We start from the raw sequence: 14,026 nt of genomic DNA on the forward strand, positions 1-14,026 counted from the left end.
ACACACAATATAAAGATTCTTTTAAGCGAGGCTAACTTTTATGCCTCAAGCTTATGACTGGAGCCTTGCTCTGTGTCTATGGTTAAACTTTAGAGTGTTAGCTCCAATTTGACAAACGAGAAAAATAAACCTAATAGGTGAAAAAAACTAAACTATAGACCTTGGTCTAATACATTAAGGTTGTGTTTAATTAAAAGAAGGTATGAGTACTAAATATACAGGTACAAAAAAAGCGCCATAAGGCGCTTTTTGTCATTAAGCTACTGCTTAAATAATTTGGTTTTCTTTCCAGGCTTGCTCTTTAGCCATACGCTTTTTACGCTTATCACATGGATCGTCACAATCACAGGCTTTATCAATACCTACCGAGCCTAATCCACCGCAACTACTTGCCATAGATTTTCTTTGCACGATCATACCAACAGCCATAGCTATCACGATTAAAATTAATAAACCAAATGTAAGAAGAAAAAGTGACATTGCTTAGCCCCTATTGATCAGCAATAAATTATGCTCAAACATTGTTGAGCGACCGCTAAATTATACACCCAAAACCCACATAGATGCGAGAGAAGTCTATTTCAAAAAATCGGTTGTAATATGCGTTTAGCACTAATAAAGTTTTAGCTAAACGCCATTATATTACAAATAAGGCTTAAATGCAGTGCTCGCGTAAGTCACAATGCCTTTGTCTGATTTAGCCATTAAGTACACAGGTAAATCGTGCTTTTCAGCGTATGCTTTAGCATCGTCCATTCCCATAACCGTTAATGCGGTTGCTAAGCCATCTGCGGTCATTGCACTAGGATGTAATACAGTAACCGACACTAAGTCATGTTTGATTGGCATGCCTGTTACTGGGTCAATTAAATGAGTGTAAGTTTCGCCATCCATTTTATAAAAAATACGGTAGTCGCCTGATGTTGCAATGCCATTCGTACCGGGCGCTAATACACGGTGCACTTTTCGCTCGCCTGGTGGCGCATCTGGCTGCTCTATCGCGATTTTCCAATCTTGGTTATTTGGCTTTTCACCGCCAATGCGCAGCTCCCCACCTATTTCTACCATGTAGTTACTAATATTTTGGCTTTCAAGTAATTGCGCTACTTTATCAATGCCATACCCTTTCGCTGTGGCCGAAAACGACAGCTCTAAACCATCAACTGTTTTAGCAAGGCCCTGCTCAGTAAGATTAAGTTTATCTACACCAATTTTTTCAATCATTGCAGCAAGTGCTTCATCACTTGGGCGCTTAGTTGGTTTTTTATCAGGTCCAAAGCCCCATAAATCTATTAACGGGCCCATCGTTACATCGAGCGTTTTGGTCGACTTACCTAAACGAATCGATTCACTCACCACAGCCCTAAAGTCTTCACTAATTGGCATAACCTGGTTGGCGGGTAATTTATTAAATGTGTTAATTTCAGAATCGGGGATATACGTAGACATAGACTGATTAACCGCTTTCAATTGCGTATCTATTTGCTGCTGTAATTTAGTGGCATCGACGCTTTTATCGTCGGCAAAGTATTTAATATGATAGGTGGTGCCCATCGTTTTGCCTTCTAAAAATACCTCCTGAGGAGTTTTTTCAGCCCCACAGCCAGAGATAAATAGCATTATAGTTAATAAAAAAATACTGATAGCGCCTTGAGAACTGCTTACTCTGTTCATTAAATTAGCCCATGTAAAATAAAATAAAAAAGCCCCGTAGCACAAAGTGCGACGAGGCCCGTATTTTAACCAAAACTAAGCTGTTTTGATATGGGTGTTAGCCACCGAAGTCATCTAGTAAGATGTTTTCGTCTTCTACACCTAGGTCTTTAAGCATGCCGATAACAGCCGCGTTCATCATTGGAGGACCACACATGTAGAACTCACAATCTTCTGGCGCTTCATGATCTTTCAAGTAGTTTTCATAAAGTACGTTATGGATAAAGCCTGTGTAACCTTCCCAGTTATCTTCTGGTTGTGGGTCAGACAATGCGGTATGCCATACAAAGTTATCGTTTTCAGCTGCTAAGCCGTCGAAATCTTCAACATAGAACATTTCACGCTCAGAACGCGCACCATACCAGAAACTAATCTTACGCTTAGAGTTTAAACGCTTAAGTTGGTCAAAGATATGTGAACGCATTGGTGCCATACCTGCACCACCACCTACGAATACCATTTCAGCGTCGGTGTCTTTAGCGAAGAACTCACCAAATGGACCTGAAATAGTTACCTTGTCGCCTGCTTTAAGTGACCAAATGTACGATGACATTTTACCACATGGTAGGCTTAGGTTTCTTGGCGGCGGCGTAGCAATACGCACGTTAAGCATGATAATGCCTTCTTCTTCTGGGTAGTTAGCCATTGAGTATGCACGAATTGTTTCGTCGTCTACTTTTGACTCCAGGTCGAAGAAACCAAAGTGATTCCAGTCGCCACGATACTCTTCAGGAATATCGAAATCTGCGTATTTAACATGGTGAGCAGGCGCTTCGATTTGGATGTAACCACCCGCACGGAAAGGCACTGATTCGCCATCTGGAATTTGTAGCTTAAGCTCTTTAATGAACGTTGCTTTGTTATCGTTAGAGATAACTTCACAATCCCATTTTTTAACACCGAAAATTGACTCTTCAAGTTCAATTTCCATGTCGTTTTTAACATTTACCTGACACGCTAAACGACAGCCTTCACGGGCTTCACCTTTAGAAATGTGATCAAGTTCTGTTGGTAAGATATCGCCACCACCTTCTTTAATGTGTACACGACACTGACCACAAGAGCCACCGCCACCACATGCAGATGATACGAAAATACCTGATTCAGATAGCGCACCTAAAAGCTTGCTACCTGCTGATGTTTTAATGGCTTTGTCAGGATCGCCATTAATACCGATGATGATGTCACCACTTGCAACTAACTTAGATTTAGCACCAATGATAACTAAAACTAGTAGTACAACGATAGCGATGAAAACACCAACGCCTAAGAAAATCTCATAACTCATGATTTATCCTCGCTACCTTTACAGTGAAATACCAGAGAATGACATAAAGCCAAGACCCATTAAACCAACAGTGATGAAGGTAATACCTAAACCACGTAGGCCATCTGGCACGTCTGAATATTTCATTTTCTCACGGATACCTGCAAGTAATGTAATTGCAAGCGCCCAACCAACACCAGCGCCAACACCATAAACAACAGACTCGCCGAAGTTATAGTTACGCTCAACCATGAATGATACCGCACCAAAAATCGCACAGTTAACTGTGATTAGTGGTAAGAAGATACCTAATGCGTTGTAAAGTGCAGGGAAAAACTTATCTAATGCCATTTCCAAAATTTGCACAAGTGCTGCAATAACACCAATGAACGTTAAGAAACGTAAAAAGCTAAGGTCTGCTTCAGGGTAACCAAGCCACTCTAATGCACCCGGTGCAAGTACGGCATGGTAAACCAAGTTATTTACTGGTACAGAAATACCCAGTACCACAATAACGGCTACACCTAGGCCAATTGATGTAGTTACTTTTTTAGATACTGCTAAGAAAGTACACATACCTAGGAAGAAAGCTAAAGCTAAGTTTTCAATAAAAACCGCTTTTACAAATAAACTAATATAATGTTCCACTGCTTGCCCCTTACGCTTTAGCTTCTACTTGGTCTTTCTTATAAGTACGAAGTACCCATATGAATAAACCAATGATGAAGAATGCACTCGGTGGTAAAATCAATAGACCCATAGGTTGATACCAACCACCATCTTGTACTAATGGGATAATATCAACACCGAATAGTGTTCCCTTACCAAATAGCTCACGAATGAAACCAACAGTAAGTAATACCACTGAGTAGCCTAAGCCATTACCAATACCATCTAAAAATGACATAAGTGGCGGCGACTTCATTGCGTACGCTTCAGCACGACCCATTACAATACAGTTAGTAATGATTAGGCCAACGAATACAGAAAGCTCTTTCGCCGTAGCGTAAGAGAATGCTTGTAATACTTGGTCTACAACAATTACTAGTGAAGCAATGATCGTCATCTGTACGATAATACGTACTGATGAAGGTATGTGGTTACGAATGCTTGAAATGAACAAGCTAGAAAACGCCGTTACTAATGTCAAAGCAATTGACATGATTAAGGCATTTTTTAAGCTAGACGTTACCGCCAGAGCAGAACAAATACCTAGTACTTGTAATGCGATTGGGTTGTTAGCTAAAACCGGACCAAATAGGACCGACTTCATTTCTTTAGTATCAGCCATTATTTCAACGCTCCTTCACGTACCTTCGCAAGGAAAGGACCAAAGCCGTTTTCACCAGTCCAAAAGTCAACTGTGTGATCAACACCATTAGAAGTTAGTGTAGCACCTGATAAACCATCAATTTGATGTTCGTTGCTAGCACCGCTTTTCATAATGTTAATAGGTAACTCTTTACCTTGCCATTTAGCTGTCCATTGTGGGTTTTGAATTTCGCCACCCAGGCCTGGTGTTTCGCTATGCTTGTAAAAGTTGATGTTTTTAACTGTTTCGCCATCGCTTTCAAGCGCTAAGAAACCATACATTACACCCCAAAGGCCGTAACCTTGGATAGGTAAAATGATTGCATCTGTAGAGCCATCTTCTTTTTTAGAGATGTAAACAGGCGAGTTTTTAGTCATACGCTGAATACCAGCGATGTCCTTAATCCCTTCTGCTTTAAGTGCAAAACTTCTTTGTTGATCGAATTTCGATTTTTCGAAATCAAATGAGTTTGGATCAGCATCTTCAACAAATTCGCCAGTGTCCATATCAACAACACGTGCTTCGATTTTGCCATCGAATGTGTCAGATACAGAGTTTGCGATTTCAATATCAGCTGCTGCTAAGATATTACGTTGAATATCTTGAGTTTTATTAGCTTGCTGTAAAGGACGAAGCTGTACAGAAGCAAACGATACAATAATTGCACACACTAAACATAGTGCTACAACAACCGTTAACGTTTTGCCGATTGATTCGTTATTACTAGACATTACGTGCCAACCTCCGCTTGATATTAGCTTGCACTACAAAGTGATCGAACAATGGAGCAAATAAGTTAGCAAATAAGATTGCTAGCATCATGCCTTCTGGGAAAGCAGGGTTTACTACACGGATCATAACTACCATAAAGCCAATAAGCGCGCCGTATGCGAACTTACCTTTATCGGTAAATGCAGCTGATACAGGGTCAGTAGCCATAAAGAACATACCAAACGCAAAACCACCCAGTACTAAATGCCAATGCCAAGGCATTGCAAATACAGGATTGCTCTCAGAGCCAACCGCATTTAATAAGAATGCAGTTGCCACCATACCTAGGAATACACCTAGTACAATGCGCCAAGAAGCGATGCGAACGTAAATTAAGAATAAGCCACCAATAAGCACAGCAAGCGTAGATGTCTCACCTACAGAACCTTGAATGAAACCGTAAAACGCATTCCACCATAGCTCCATGTTGCTGTAATCAAGAGTGCCTACAAACGCTTGACCTAGCATAGTTGCACCAGAGAACGAGTCTACTGCAGTCCATACTGTGTCACCTGAAATTTGTGCAGGGTATGCGAAGAATAAGAACGCACGGCCCGCTAATGCAGGGTTTAAGAAGTTACGGCCTGTACCACCAAAGATTTCTTTAGCAATAACAACACCAAACGTAATACCTAACGCCACTTGCCATAAAGGAATAGTCGCAGGCAAAATAAGTGCAAATAATACAGAGGTTACGAAGAAACCTTCGTTAACTTCATGCTTACGCACAGAAGCAAATAGTACTTCCCAAAAACCACCTACTGCAAAAGTAACGGCGTATATTGGTAAGAAGAAACATGCCCCGTAGAACATTTTAGCGCCCCAGCCCGACTCAGCGGTTAATTCACCACCAAATAACTGGAACAAGCCAACCTGCCAAGAGTTTGCTAGTTCAAAACCTTGTGCTAAAGCACCCGCGGCCTGATGACCGATGTTGAACATACCAAAAAACATAGCTGGGAACGTCGCCATCCACACTAAAATCATCATGCGTTTTAGGTCGATATTATCGCGAACGTGAGTTGCGCCTTTATTTACATAACCTGGCGTGTAAAAAATAGTCGCGGCTGCTTCATACAGGGCGTACCATTTTTCGTGTTTACCACCTGGTTCAAAATGCGGCTCAATGTCTTCTAAAAATTTCTTTAAACCCATCTCTTAGCCTTCCTTCTCGATCGTTGTTAAGCAATCGCGTAGGATAGAACCATACTCGTATTTGCCCGGACAAACGAAGGTACATAACGCTAAATCTTCTTCATCAAGTTCAAGCGCACCTAATGAAATTGCACTGTCTAAGTCACGTGAAATTAAGTCACGTAATAATAGGGTTGGCAAAATATCTAGCGGCATTACGCGCTCGTAGCTACCAATTGGTACCATGGCACGTTTTGAACCACCTGTAGACGTTGTCATTTTAAATAAACGACTCGGTGCAAGGTGAGAAAGGAATGTACGCGTTACAGAGAATTTATCACTACCTGGTGCAATCCAACCAAACAGCTCTTTTTCGCGACCTTCAAGTAAAACAGATACTTGAACGTGGTAGCGGCCTAAGAATGCATGAGGACCTGAAGAAATAGCGCCAGATAAAACAGAACCAGAAATAACACGGTTATCACCGTCTTCTAATTCGCCTGCCACTAAATCATCTAATGAAGCACCTAGTTGTGTTTTCACTAAACGAGGGTTTTTAACGCGAGGACCTGCAAGCGAAATAACACGGTCTGTGTTGATTTCACCAGTAAGGAATAAGTGACCATACGCGATAACGTCTTGGTAACCAATATGCCAAACTTGTTTATTAACAGATACTGCATCAAGGTGATGAATATGAGTACCAACTAAGCCTGCTGGATGCACGCCACCGAACTCATGTACTTCTACTTGAGCGATAGACGAGCTAGGAACTTGACTGCCAGCTTGCTTACATACAAATACTTTGCCATCGGTCAAACGCGAAACAACAGCAAGCCCGGCTTCAAATGCAGCTGCATTTTCGGCAATAATTACTGCAGGATCTGCAGCAAGAGGGTTTGTGTCGATAGCGGTTACAAATATAGAGCTAGGATTTGCATCCAACGCAGCTATTTTGCTAAATGGGCGAGCACGAAGTGCTGTCCATTGACCTGACTGAACAAGTACTTCTTTGGCTTTTTCACGCGATAAGCTTGCAAGCTCATCTGCATTGAAAGAGTCAAAGGTGATTTGCTCACTGCCGTTTACTTCAATAACAACAGATTGCAGCACACGTTTAGCACCACGATTAATTTCTTTTACTGTACCAGAAGCTGGTGCAGTAAATAGGACGCCTGGGTTCTTTTTGTCTTCAAAAAGTACCTGGCCTTTTTTGACTTGGTCATCCACACGAACATGCATGGTTGGACGCATACCGATAAACTCTTCACCTAGCACAGCTACACGTTTGATGGCAGAACCATCATGAATAACTTGCTGAGGCGCGCCCTCTATGGGTAAATCCAGACCTTTTTTTATGTTGATCATACGCACTTGCATTAATTAACGGAAAGAAACTGAAAAATCGTATCAACCACGTCGCCACTTGAGTTATCCAAGATATATCAAGGTACAAAAGAACAACTTGCTAGGAATATCAAACAAGCAACGCAGTAAAACTCCTCACATATTGCTTCGATTTTAACATCATTATGTACGACTATGCGAGTGTATTTATGAAAATTATACGACAGAAACGCTTATTTAGTTTTGTTAAGTGTTTTAAATAAAAATCAAGGTAGACCAAAGTGGTAGCCTAAGCACCTAACTGCCACAAAATATCTAAAACACTAAAAGCAAAAAAGCCGCAATAAGCGACTTTTTATAATTACAAAGTATGATTAGTCAATCATGTTTGCAATTGGCTTCACTGCATCTACATCTTGCTCATAGTCAACAGCGTCAATGCCAAAACCAAATAAACGTAAAAATTCGTTATGGTAGCCTACATAATCGGTTAGCTCATCAATTGAGCTCGTATCTACTTTATCCCAAACAGCTTGCACACGTGCTTGTACATCGTCCTCTAGCTCTTTGTAGTTTTGGAATAAGTGGCCGCCCTCGTCAAAGCGTGGGTTTTCACCGTATAGGTTTTCGCTAAATAAAGCATGAATTTGCTCAATGGTGCCTTCATAAGTGCCATCGGCTTTCATTACTTTAAATAAAGCAGAGATATATAGCGGCATAATAGGAATAGCAGAGCTTGCCTGAGTAACAACAGCATTTAAAGACGACACATAGGCTTGACCATTTAAATCTTTTGTCGATTCTTTAATTGCGGCAGTTGCACGGTCTAAATCTTCTTTTGCTTTACCTATTGTTGCGTGCCCGTAAATTGGCCACGTTAACTCTTTACCTATATAAGTATAAGCCGTGGTTTTAAAGTTATCGGCTAGTACGTCTGCTTCTTTTAATGCATCAATCCACATTTCCCAATCTTCACCGCCCATCACTTTAATGGTGTTGTCGATGTCATCTTGGCTTGCGGCTTCTACTGTTACTTCGTCAATTTCGCGCTTTGACGTATTTAAATTTTTTGTGGTTACAGCACTGCCAATAGGTTTAAGTGTAGATGAATACACCTCACCTGTATTTGGATCGGTACGACGAGGCGATGCTAAGCTGTAAATAATACAGTCTACTTTGCCTAAATCTGCTTTGATTGTCTCGATTGCTTTTTGCTTAATTTCGTTAGAAAACGCATCGCCATTAATATTTTTTGACCAAAGCCCAGCTTCATCTGCAGCGTCTTGAAATGCTGCTGTATTGTACCAACCAGCAGAACCTGTTTTACGCTCTGTACCTTCTTTTTCAAAGAAAATACCCAGTGTTTTAGCCCCACCGCCAAATGCCGCCGTAATACGAGACGCTAAGCCGTAACCAGTAGATGCACCAATTACGAGTACATTTTTAGGCGCATCTTTTAATTCGCCTTGTTGTTTTACATAGTTAATTTGCTCTTGAACATGCTCTGCACAACCTACAGGGTGTGCGTTAGTACAAATAAATCCACGAATTTTAGGCTTAATGACCATTGATCATCCTATATCTTTTACAATAAAAATTAGCGCTAGTTTAAAGGCTAATACTAAAAACACTGATCTGATCAGTTAAACCTGATCAAATACCCCTATTTATATTGGCTAACGTACATTGTGGTTAATTTAGCTTTGAGCCGCCCATACAATTTGGAGAGTCAGGTGCTTCGCCACCTTGCTCTGAAAATTCATCTGGCGTGTACGTATGAATCGCTAAGGCATGAATATGATTTGCTAGCTCATCTTTTAGTACTTCGTTAATTTGGCGGTGGCGCTGCAGTAATCGTTTACCCGCAAATTCTTCGCTTACCACAATTACTTTAAAATGCGACTCAGTACCGGCGCTGTGCATATGGCTTTCGTTGATTACGTTTAAATGCTTACAGGCAATCGCGCTACTAAGCTTGTCTTGAATTTGTTGTTGCATTGACATTAAAACACCATATTTAGTCACTGATTTGTGCAGCTACTATAACAAGTTAATTTAACTAACTAAATTGCTTTTGCTTAATGTGCTCAATAAAGCGGTACGTTAAGCTGATCCGTGGGTGAGCAAGCGTTGTTTGTTTGGGGATTGCGTGCTGGTAGTCGCGCTGACTATGCCCACTCATCACTAAGCAACTACCGCTTTGTAATTTTAAGTCGGTGACTTTATTGGTGGCTTTTTGTTTTAATTTGAGTACGCGCTCAGCACCAAGCGATATACATACAATGGTAGGTTCAGGGCCTAGTTCTATTTCATCATCACTGTGCCAGCCCATGGTGTCGTTACCATCACGGTAATAATTGACTAATAACGAATTAAGCGGCTTATTTAAATGTCGCTCTAAACGTTTTCGCATTGCTAAAAGCACTTCATCCCACGGCTCTACTGTTTGTTTACTGTGTGAGTAACCATTTTCAATATTTAAGTCGCTCATAAAACATTGCAAACGTGGAATGGGCCCTGTTCTGCCATACACAGTGACATTAGGCTGCTGCCAATTAAGATTTTTTTGTAAATAATAAAATAAATCGAGGCTTTTTTGCGCACTAAGCGCCTTACTTTGATAAGAAAAGCCGTTTGGTAACTGTTGGGGGTTGGCGTTTTGCCGTTGCATGTTAGAATTTACCTACATTAGATTACTGATCAACAAACCATTATGACGACGCAAGCCCAGCTAGGCGATAAAACATTTACTCTTGAACGTTTCCCTTTGGATCAAAAAAACCGCAGTTTACAAGCGTGGGATTCGGCCGACGAGTACCTTATCAATTATGTTAACGAACATCACCCTGATTGTCGCTCATTACTAATTTTAAACGACGCGTTTGGTGCCCTTGCCTGTTATTTTAGTGAATTAACGGTTTGTTCAGTTAACGATTCTTATATTAGCCACCAAGCTGCAGCCTATAATTTAAAAGAAAATAAACTATCAACAGCCCAATTTACACAGTTAGATAGCTTATCTGCGCTGCCTGAAGAGGTTGATTTAGTACTTATAAAAATACCGCGTAACGTCGGGTTTTTACAGTTTCAATTAAGCGAGTTGAGTGAAGTACTTGCCCCTGGCACACCGGTTATTGCCGCGGGTAAAACAAAGGAAATTCATAACTCAACTATAAAAGCGTTTGAGCAATTTATTGGCGAAACCAAAACAAGTTTGGCCGTTAAAAAGTCGCGTTTAATATTAAGTACAGCTAAAGGCGGTTATAAAGAAGCTAACTTCCCGGTAAGTTGGCAGCTTGAAGGCACTGATTTTAATATAACGAACCATGCCAATGTGTTTTCGCGCGATTCGTTAGATATAGGTGCACGGTTCTTTTTTAATTACTTGCCGCAAACCTCAAAAGCAAAAAGTATTATCGACTTAGGTTGTGGTAATGGTGTGGTGGGCTTAATGACGTTATCACGCTGTCCAAATGCGTCGGTAACCTTTGTTGATGAGTCGTACATGGCGGTCGAATCTGCACGTTTAAATGTAGAACTTAACCAAGCAAATAAATTTGATGATTGCCAATTTATAGAAAACGATTGTTTAACCGGCTTTGCAAGAGACAGTGTAGATATGGTGTTGTGTAACCCTCCATTTCACCAAGCCCAAGCTGTTACCGACCACATTGCGTGGCAAATGTTTAAACAAGCAAAAGATACATTAAAAGAAGGTGGCGAGCTGCGTATTATTGGTAATCGTCATTTAGATTATCACGATAAATTAAATCGTATGTTTGGTAACTGTAAGCTATTAGGTTCAAACAAAAAGTTTGTAGTGCTCAGCGCAACTAAAAATAGTGGGATGCTATAAAATGAAATTAACTAAATTTATTTTAGCCTGTTACTCCATGCTGGTGTTTAGCGCATGCAGTAACCAGCCAAACCAAGTGATATTAAACCCGGTTTATAAAAGTGGCCAAATTAGCGTTATTTCAGCCAGTTTAAGTACCAGCGTTATTGATTTACGTGGTGATAGCGCCACCCTTAAGCTTGTTGAGTCGGACAAAACCAAGACCTTTGCCAGCCAAGATATTGTAACCTCTGTTAAAAGCGTATTAGATAGCGCGCTAAACCGTAACGGGGCAAGTATTTCAAACCTAGCAACAACCCGCTTTGAACTAGACATTCATGCCTTACAAGCACAGGTGACTGAAAAGCTCATGAGCCATACCAGCGAAGCGCACATTGAGCTAGGCGTACGGGTCATTCGCTCTACCAGCAATTTTAGTAAAGTGTATCGTGGCAGTGCTAATTTAGAAGGGCCGCTGAGCCATGATCGCGCCAAAATTGAAGGTCAACTCAATAAGTTGACGGAACAAATTATAACCCGCATTGTATCGGACCCAGAATTAATTGAATTTTTAGAAGGTTAACAATGAAACGATTTTTAATCTGCTTAAGCCTACTATTTAGTGTAAGCACCTTTGCCGCGCAAGAAGGCCGTTTTGTTCAAAAAGACAATATTTTTCCGCGTGTAGAAATAGTCACGTCATTGGGTAGCATTGTGGTTGAGCTAGACCGCTCAAAAGCCCCTATTACGGTAAATAACTTTTTAACCTACGTAATGGATAAAAGTTACCAAGGCAGTATATTCCACCGTGTAGAACGTGATGTTGAAAACGACCGTGACTTTGTAATACAAGGTGGTGGCTACGATAAAGACCTTGATGGCTTACACGAAAACGACCCTATATTTAACGAAAGTGGCAACGGTTTAAAAAATGATATGTACAGCATCGCTATGGCGTATCAAGACCGTGAACCGCACTCGGGAACTCGCCAATTCTTTTTTAATATGGATGATAACGATCATTTAAACCCAGGTAGAGATTGGGGCTTTGCCGTGTTTGGCAATGTAATGGATGGTTACGACACGCTAGATAAAATTATGGCTGTAGAAACCGGCTTTAATGAAAAAATTGGCTACGACTTTGTACCAAAAACGCCTGTTGTTATTTTAAATATTAAAGTACTTGAGCAAACCCCATTATAAAACACTGAGGTGCAACTAAGTTGCACCCAACGCCAATGAAGGCCCTATGAGCAAAACCCTCTCAGTAAGCGAATATTTCTCGTATTTTAAAGATAAACGTTTAATCAATATTTTTATATTTGGTATGAGCAGTGGTTTTCCATGGGTACTGATTGGCTCTGTGATGTCGGCTTGGCTAAAAGACGGAGGCCTAAGCCGCAGTATGATTGGCTTATTTGGTATTGTATTTGGCGCATATAGCATTAATTTTATGTGGTCGCCGCTTATTGATAGAACCAAACTGCCGTTATTGTACAAATGGTTTGGGCAACGTCGCAGCTGGATTTTATTTTGCCAAAGCTTTATGTTTATTGGCACACTGCTTTTAGCGGGGCTTGATTTAAAAGCAAACTTAGCGATTGCCGCCGGCTTATGTTTACTCATCGCAGTCGCCTCTGCCACACAAGACATAGCAATTGATGCTTTTAGAATAGACACGTTAAGCGAAAACGAATCTCATAAAGCCACTGCAGCTGCTGCTATGGCCACATCGGGTTGGTGGACAGGTTACGCATTACTGGGTGCTATTCCTTTTTACATGGCCGATATCCCCTCTTTAGATTGGCCACAAGTGTATTACTTTTTAGCCGCTGTTATGTTGATACTAATGAGCGGCGTGTTGTTTGCCAAAGAGCCTAAATCAAACCGAGAAGCTGTTCACGCAGAGCTTGAGCGCGTATACCTTGAAAAACTAGCCAGCATTAAGCAAACGCCCTTTACTAAAGTGATTGCTTGGCTTGGCGTTACAGTGGTTGATCCCTTTAAAACCTTTTTTGCTAAAAATGGGGTTAAAACAGCCCTTGCCTTATTAGCATTTATTTTCTTATTTAAAATAGGCGAAGCTTTTTTAGGGCGTATGTCGATTGTTTTTTATAAAGAAATAGGCTTTAGCAACAGCGACATAGCTACTTTTTCAAAAGTAGGCACTGCAGTACTCACCATTGCTTTTACCTTTGTGGGCAGCTTGTTCAATCAAAAGTACGGCATTGTAAAAGGGTTATTTATAAGTGGCGTTGCTATGGCGGGGTCTAATTTAGCATTTTCGGCTATTGCGCTGGTTGGCCCTAATTTGGGCTTATACGCTTTTGCTATTGTAATTGATGGCTTTACTCAGGCTTGGTCGTTAGTGGCTATGGTGGCATTTATATCGATGTTATGTGACCGAGCATTTAGTGCAACACATTATGCATTACTGGCTTCACTTGGGAATTTAGGGCGTACATTGCTTTCAAGTTACAGTGGTGTAGTTATTGATGATTGGCTAATGGGAAATTGGGCATTATTTTTTGTGTTAACGGCATTAATGGTAATACCTTCGCTGGTGTTTTTATATTTGATTAGGCATAAGCTCTATCAGTTAGAGCAAAATTACCATAAAAATATGTAATGCATCCCTGCATTAACG

At 40.8% G+C, this 14,026-nt stretch carries 15 protein-coding genes; 4 read left to right on the forward strand and 11 right to left on the reverse strand.

The features are described 5' to 3' along the window. Positions 1-267: 267 nt before the first annotated feature. The 11 genes from nqrM to CWB60_RS13455 form a co-directional block, all read right to left on the reverse strand. Positions 268-480, reverse strand: a complete 213-nt coding sequence (gene nqrM, locus CWB60_RS13405) for a (Na+)-NQR maturation NqrM (protein WP_004587136.1) — start codon at positions 478-480, stop codon at positions 268-270. Between the two features lie 162 nt (positions 481-642). Further along, positions 643-1,674, reverse strand: coding sequence for an FAD:protein FMN transferase (locus CWB60_RS13410; RefSeq protein WP_138578303.1), 1,032 nt, complete (start codon positions 1,672-1,674; stop codon positions 643-645). Between the two features lie 97 nt (positions 1,675-1,771). Beyond that, the gene (nqrF, locus tag CWB60_RS13415) at positions 1,772-3,001 is read right to left on the reverse strand and encodes an NADH:ubiquinone reductase (Na(+)-transporting) subunit F (RefSeq protein WP_004587138.1); all 1,230 of its coding nucleotides are present in this window, start codon (positions 2,999-3,001) and stop codon (positions 1,772-1,774) included. Between the two features lie 18 nt (positions 3,002-3,019). Further along, on the reverse strand, positions 3,020-3,628 hold the full coding sequence (gene nqrE, locus CWB60_RS13420; protein WP_004587139.1) for an NADH:ubiquinone reductase (Na(+)-transporting) subunit E: 609 nt from the start codon (positions 3,626-3,628) through the stop codon (positions 3,020-3,022). 10 nt (positions 3,629-3,638) lie between these two features. Next, positions 3,639-4,271: an NADH:ubiquinone reductase (Na(+)-transporting) subunit D gene (locus CWB60_RS13425; protein ID WP_004587140.1), complete on the reverse strand. Its 633-nt coding sequence runs from the start codon at positions 4,269-4,271 to the stop codon at positions 3,639-3,641. Then, positions 4,271-5,023, reverse strand: a complete 753-nt coding sequence (locus tag CWB60_RS13430; RefSeq protein ID WP_004587141.1) for a Na(+)-translocating NADH-quinone reductase subunit C — start codon at positions 5,021-5,023, stop codon at positions 4,271-4,273. Before CWB60_RS13430 ends, CWB60_RS13425 begins: the two co-directional genes overlap by 1 nt. Next, the gene (locus tag CWB60_RS13435; RefSeq protein ID WP_004587142.1) at positions 5,016-6,218 is read right to left on the reverse strand and encodes an NADH:ubiquinone reductase (Na(+)-transporting) subunit B; all 1,203 of its coding nucleotides are present in this window, start codon (positions 6,216-6,218) and stop codon (positions 5,016-5,018) included. The genes CWB60_RS13430 and CWB60_RS13435 overlap by 8 nt, the downstream gene beginning before the upstream one ends. Before the next feature lie 3 nt (positions 6,219-6,221). Beyond that, on the reverse strand, positions 6,222-7,565 hold the full coding sequence (locus CWB60_RS13440) for a Na(+)-translocating NADH-quinone reductase subunit A (RefSeq protein WP_004587143.1): 1,344 nt from the start codon (positions 7,563-7,565) through the stop codon (positions 6,222-6,224). Between the two features lie 353 nt (positions 7,566-7,918). Then, on the reverse strand, positions 7,919-9,112 hold the full coding sequence (gene fabV / locus CWB60_RS13445) for an enoyl-ACP reductase FabV (protein ID WP_024034299.1): 1,194 nt from the start codon (positions 9,110-9,112) through the stop codon (positions 7,919-7,921). A 124-nt stretch (positions 9,113-9,236) separates the two neighbouring features. Beyond that, positions 9,237-9,548, reverse strand: coding sequence for a BolA family protein (locus CWB60_RS13450; protein WP_004587145.1), 312 nt, complete (start codon positions 9,546-9,548; stop codon positions 9,237-9,239). 55 nt (positions 9,549-9,603) lie between these two features. Then, positions 9,604-10,215, reverse strand: coding sequence for an alpha-ketoglutarate-dependent dioxygenase AlkB family protein (locus CWB60_RS13455; RefSeq protein WP_138578305.1), 612 nt, complete (start codon positions 10,213-10,215; stop codon positions 9,604-9,606). Positions 10,216-10,257: 42 nt separating this feature from the next. Here CWB60_RS13455 and CWB60_RS13460 point away from each other — a divergent pair, with 42 nt between their 5' ends. From CWB60_RS13460 to CWB60_RS13475, 4 genes are read left to right on the forward strand one after another with little or no spacing between them, the layout of a single operon-like run. Further along, positions 10,258-11,400: a methyltransferase gene (locus CWB60_RS13460; RefSeq protein WP_024034301.1), complete on the forward strand. Its 1,143-nt coding sequence runs from the start codon at positions 10,258-10,260 to the stop codon at positions 11,398-11,400. Between the two features lies 1 nt (position 11,401). After that, positions 11,402-11,962: a YajG family lipoprotein gene (locus CWB60_RS13465; RefSeq protein WP_138578307.1), complete on the forward strand. Its 561-nt coding sequence runs from the start codon at positions 11,402-11,404 to the stop codon at positions 11,960-11,962. Between the two features lie 2 nt (positions 11,963-11,964). After that, positions 11,965-12,582 carry a peptidylprolyl isomerase gene (locus CWB60_RS13470; RefSeq protein WP_004587149.1) on the forward strand — a complete coding sequence of 206 codons (618 nt, stop codon included), beginning with the start codon at positions 11,965-11,967 and terminating at the stop codon, positions 12,580-12,582. Between the two features lie 46 nt (positions 12,583-12,628). Continuing rightward, positions 12,629-14,008, forward strand: coding sequence for an AmpG family muropeptide MFS transporter (locus CWB60_RS13475; RefSeq protein WP_138578309.1), 1,380 nt, complete (start codon positions 12,629-12,631; stop codon positions 14,006-14,008). Positions 14,009-14,026 lie beyond the last annotated feature (18 nt).

It is taken from the genome of Pseudoalteromonas sp. S327, assembly GCF_005886415.1.
Taxonomy (GTDB): Bacteria; Pseudomonadota; Gammaproteobacteria; order Enterobacterales; family Alteromonadaceae; genus Pseudoalteromonas; species Pseudoalteromonas atlantica.

Excerpts from the sequence above, each read along its gene's own strand:
- nqrM (WP_004587136.1), bottom strand. The coding sequence starts at position 480 with ATGTCACTTTTTCTTCTTACATTTGGTTTATTAATTTTAATCGTGATA.
- CWB60_RS13475 (WP_138578309.1), top strand. The coding sequence starts at position 12,629 with ATGAGCAAAACCCTCTCAGTAAGCGAATATTTCTCGTATTTTAAAGAT.
- CWB60_RS13450 (WP_004587145.1), bottom strand. The coding sequence starts at position 9,548 with ATGTCAATGCAACAACAAATTCAAGACAAGCTTAGTAGCGCGATTGCC.
- CWB60_RS13470 (WP_004587149.1), top strand. The coding sequence starts at position 11,965 with ATGAAACGATTTTTAATCTGCTTAAGCCTACTATTTAGTGTAAGCACC.
- CWB60_RS13425 (WP_004587140.1), bottom strand. The coding sequence starts at position 4,271 with ATGGCTGATACTAAAGAAATGAAGTCGGTCCTATTTGGTCCGGTTTTA.
- CWB60_RS13440 (WP_004587143.1), bottom strand. The coding sequence starts at position 7,565 with ATGATCAACATAAAAAAAGGTCTGGATTTACCCATAGAGGGCGCGCCT.
- CWB60_RS13410 (WP_138578303.1), bottom strand. The coding sequence starts at position 1,674 with ATGAACAGAGTAAGCAGTTCTCAAGGCGCTATCAGTATTTTTTTATTA.
- fabV (WP_024034299.1), bottom strand. The coding sequence starts at position 9,112 with ATGGTCATTAAGCCTAAAATTCGTGGATTTATTTGTACTAACGCACAC.
- CWB60_RS13435 (WP_004587142.1), bottom strand. The coding sequence starts at position 6,218 with ATGGGTTTAAAGAAATTTTTAGAAGACATTGAGCCGCATTTTGAACCA.
- CWB60_RS13455 (WP_138578305.1), bottom strand. The coding sequence starts at position 10,215 with ATGCAACGGCAAAACGCCAACCCCCAACAGTTACCAAACGGCTTTTCT.
- nqrF (WP_004587138.1), bottom strand. The coding sequence starts at position 3,001 with ATGAGTTATGAGATTTTCTTAGGCGTTGGTGTTTTCATCGCTATCGTT.
- CWB60_RS13460 (WP_024034301.1), top strand. The coding sequence starts at position 10,258 with ATGACGACGCAAGCCCAGCTAGGCGATAAAACATTTACTCTTGAACGT.
- CWB60_RS13430 (WP_004587141.1), bottom strand. The coding sequence starts at position 5,023 with ATGTCTAGTAATAACGAATCAATCGGCAAAACGTTAACGGTTGTTGTA.
- CWB60_RS13465 (WP_138578307.1), top strand. The coding sequence starts at position 11,402 with ATGAAATTAACTAAATTTATTTTAGCCTGTTACTCCATGCTGGTGTTT.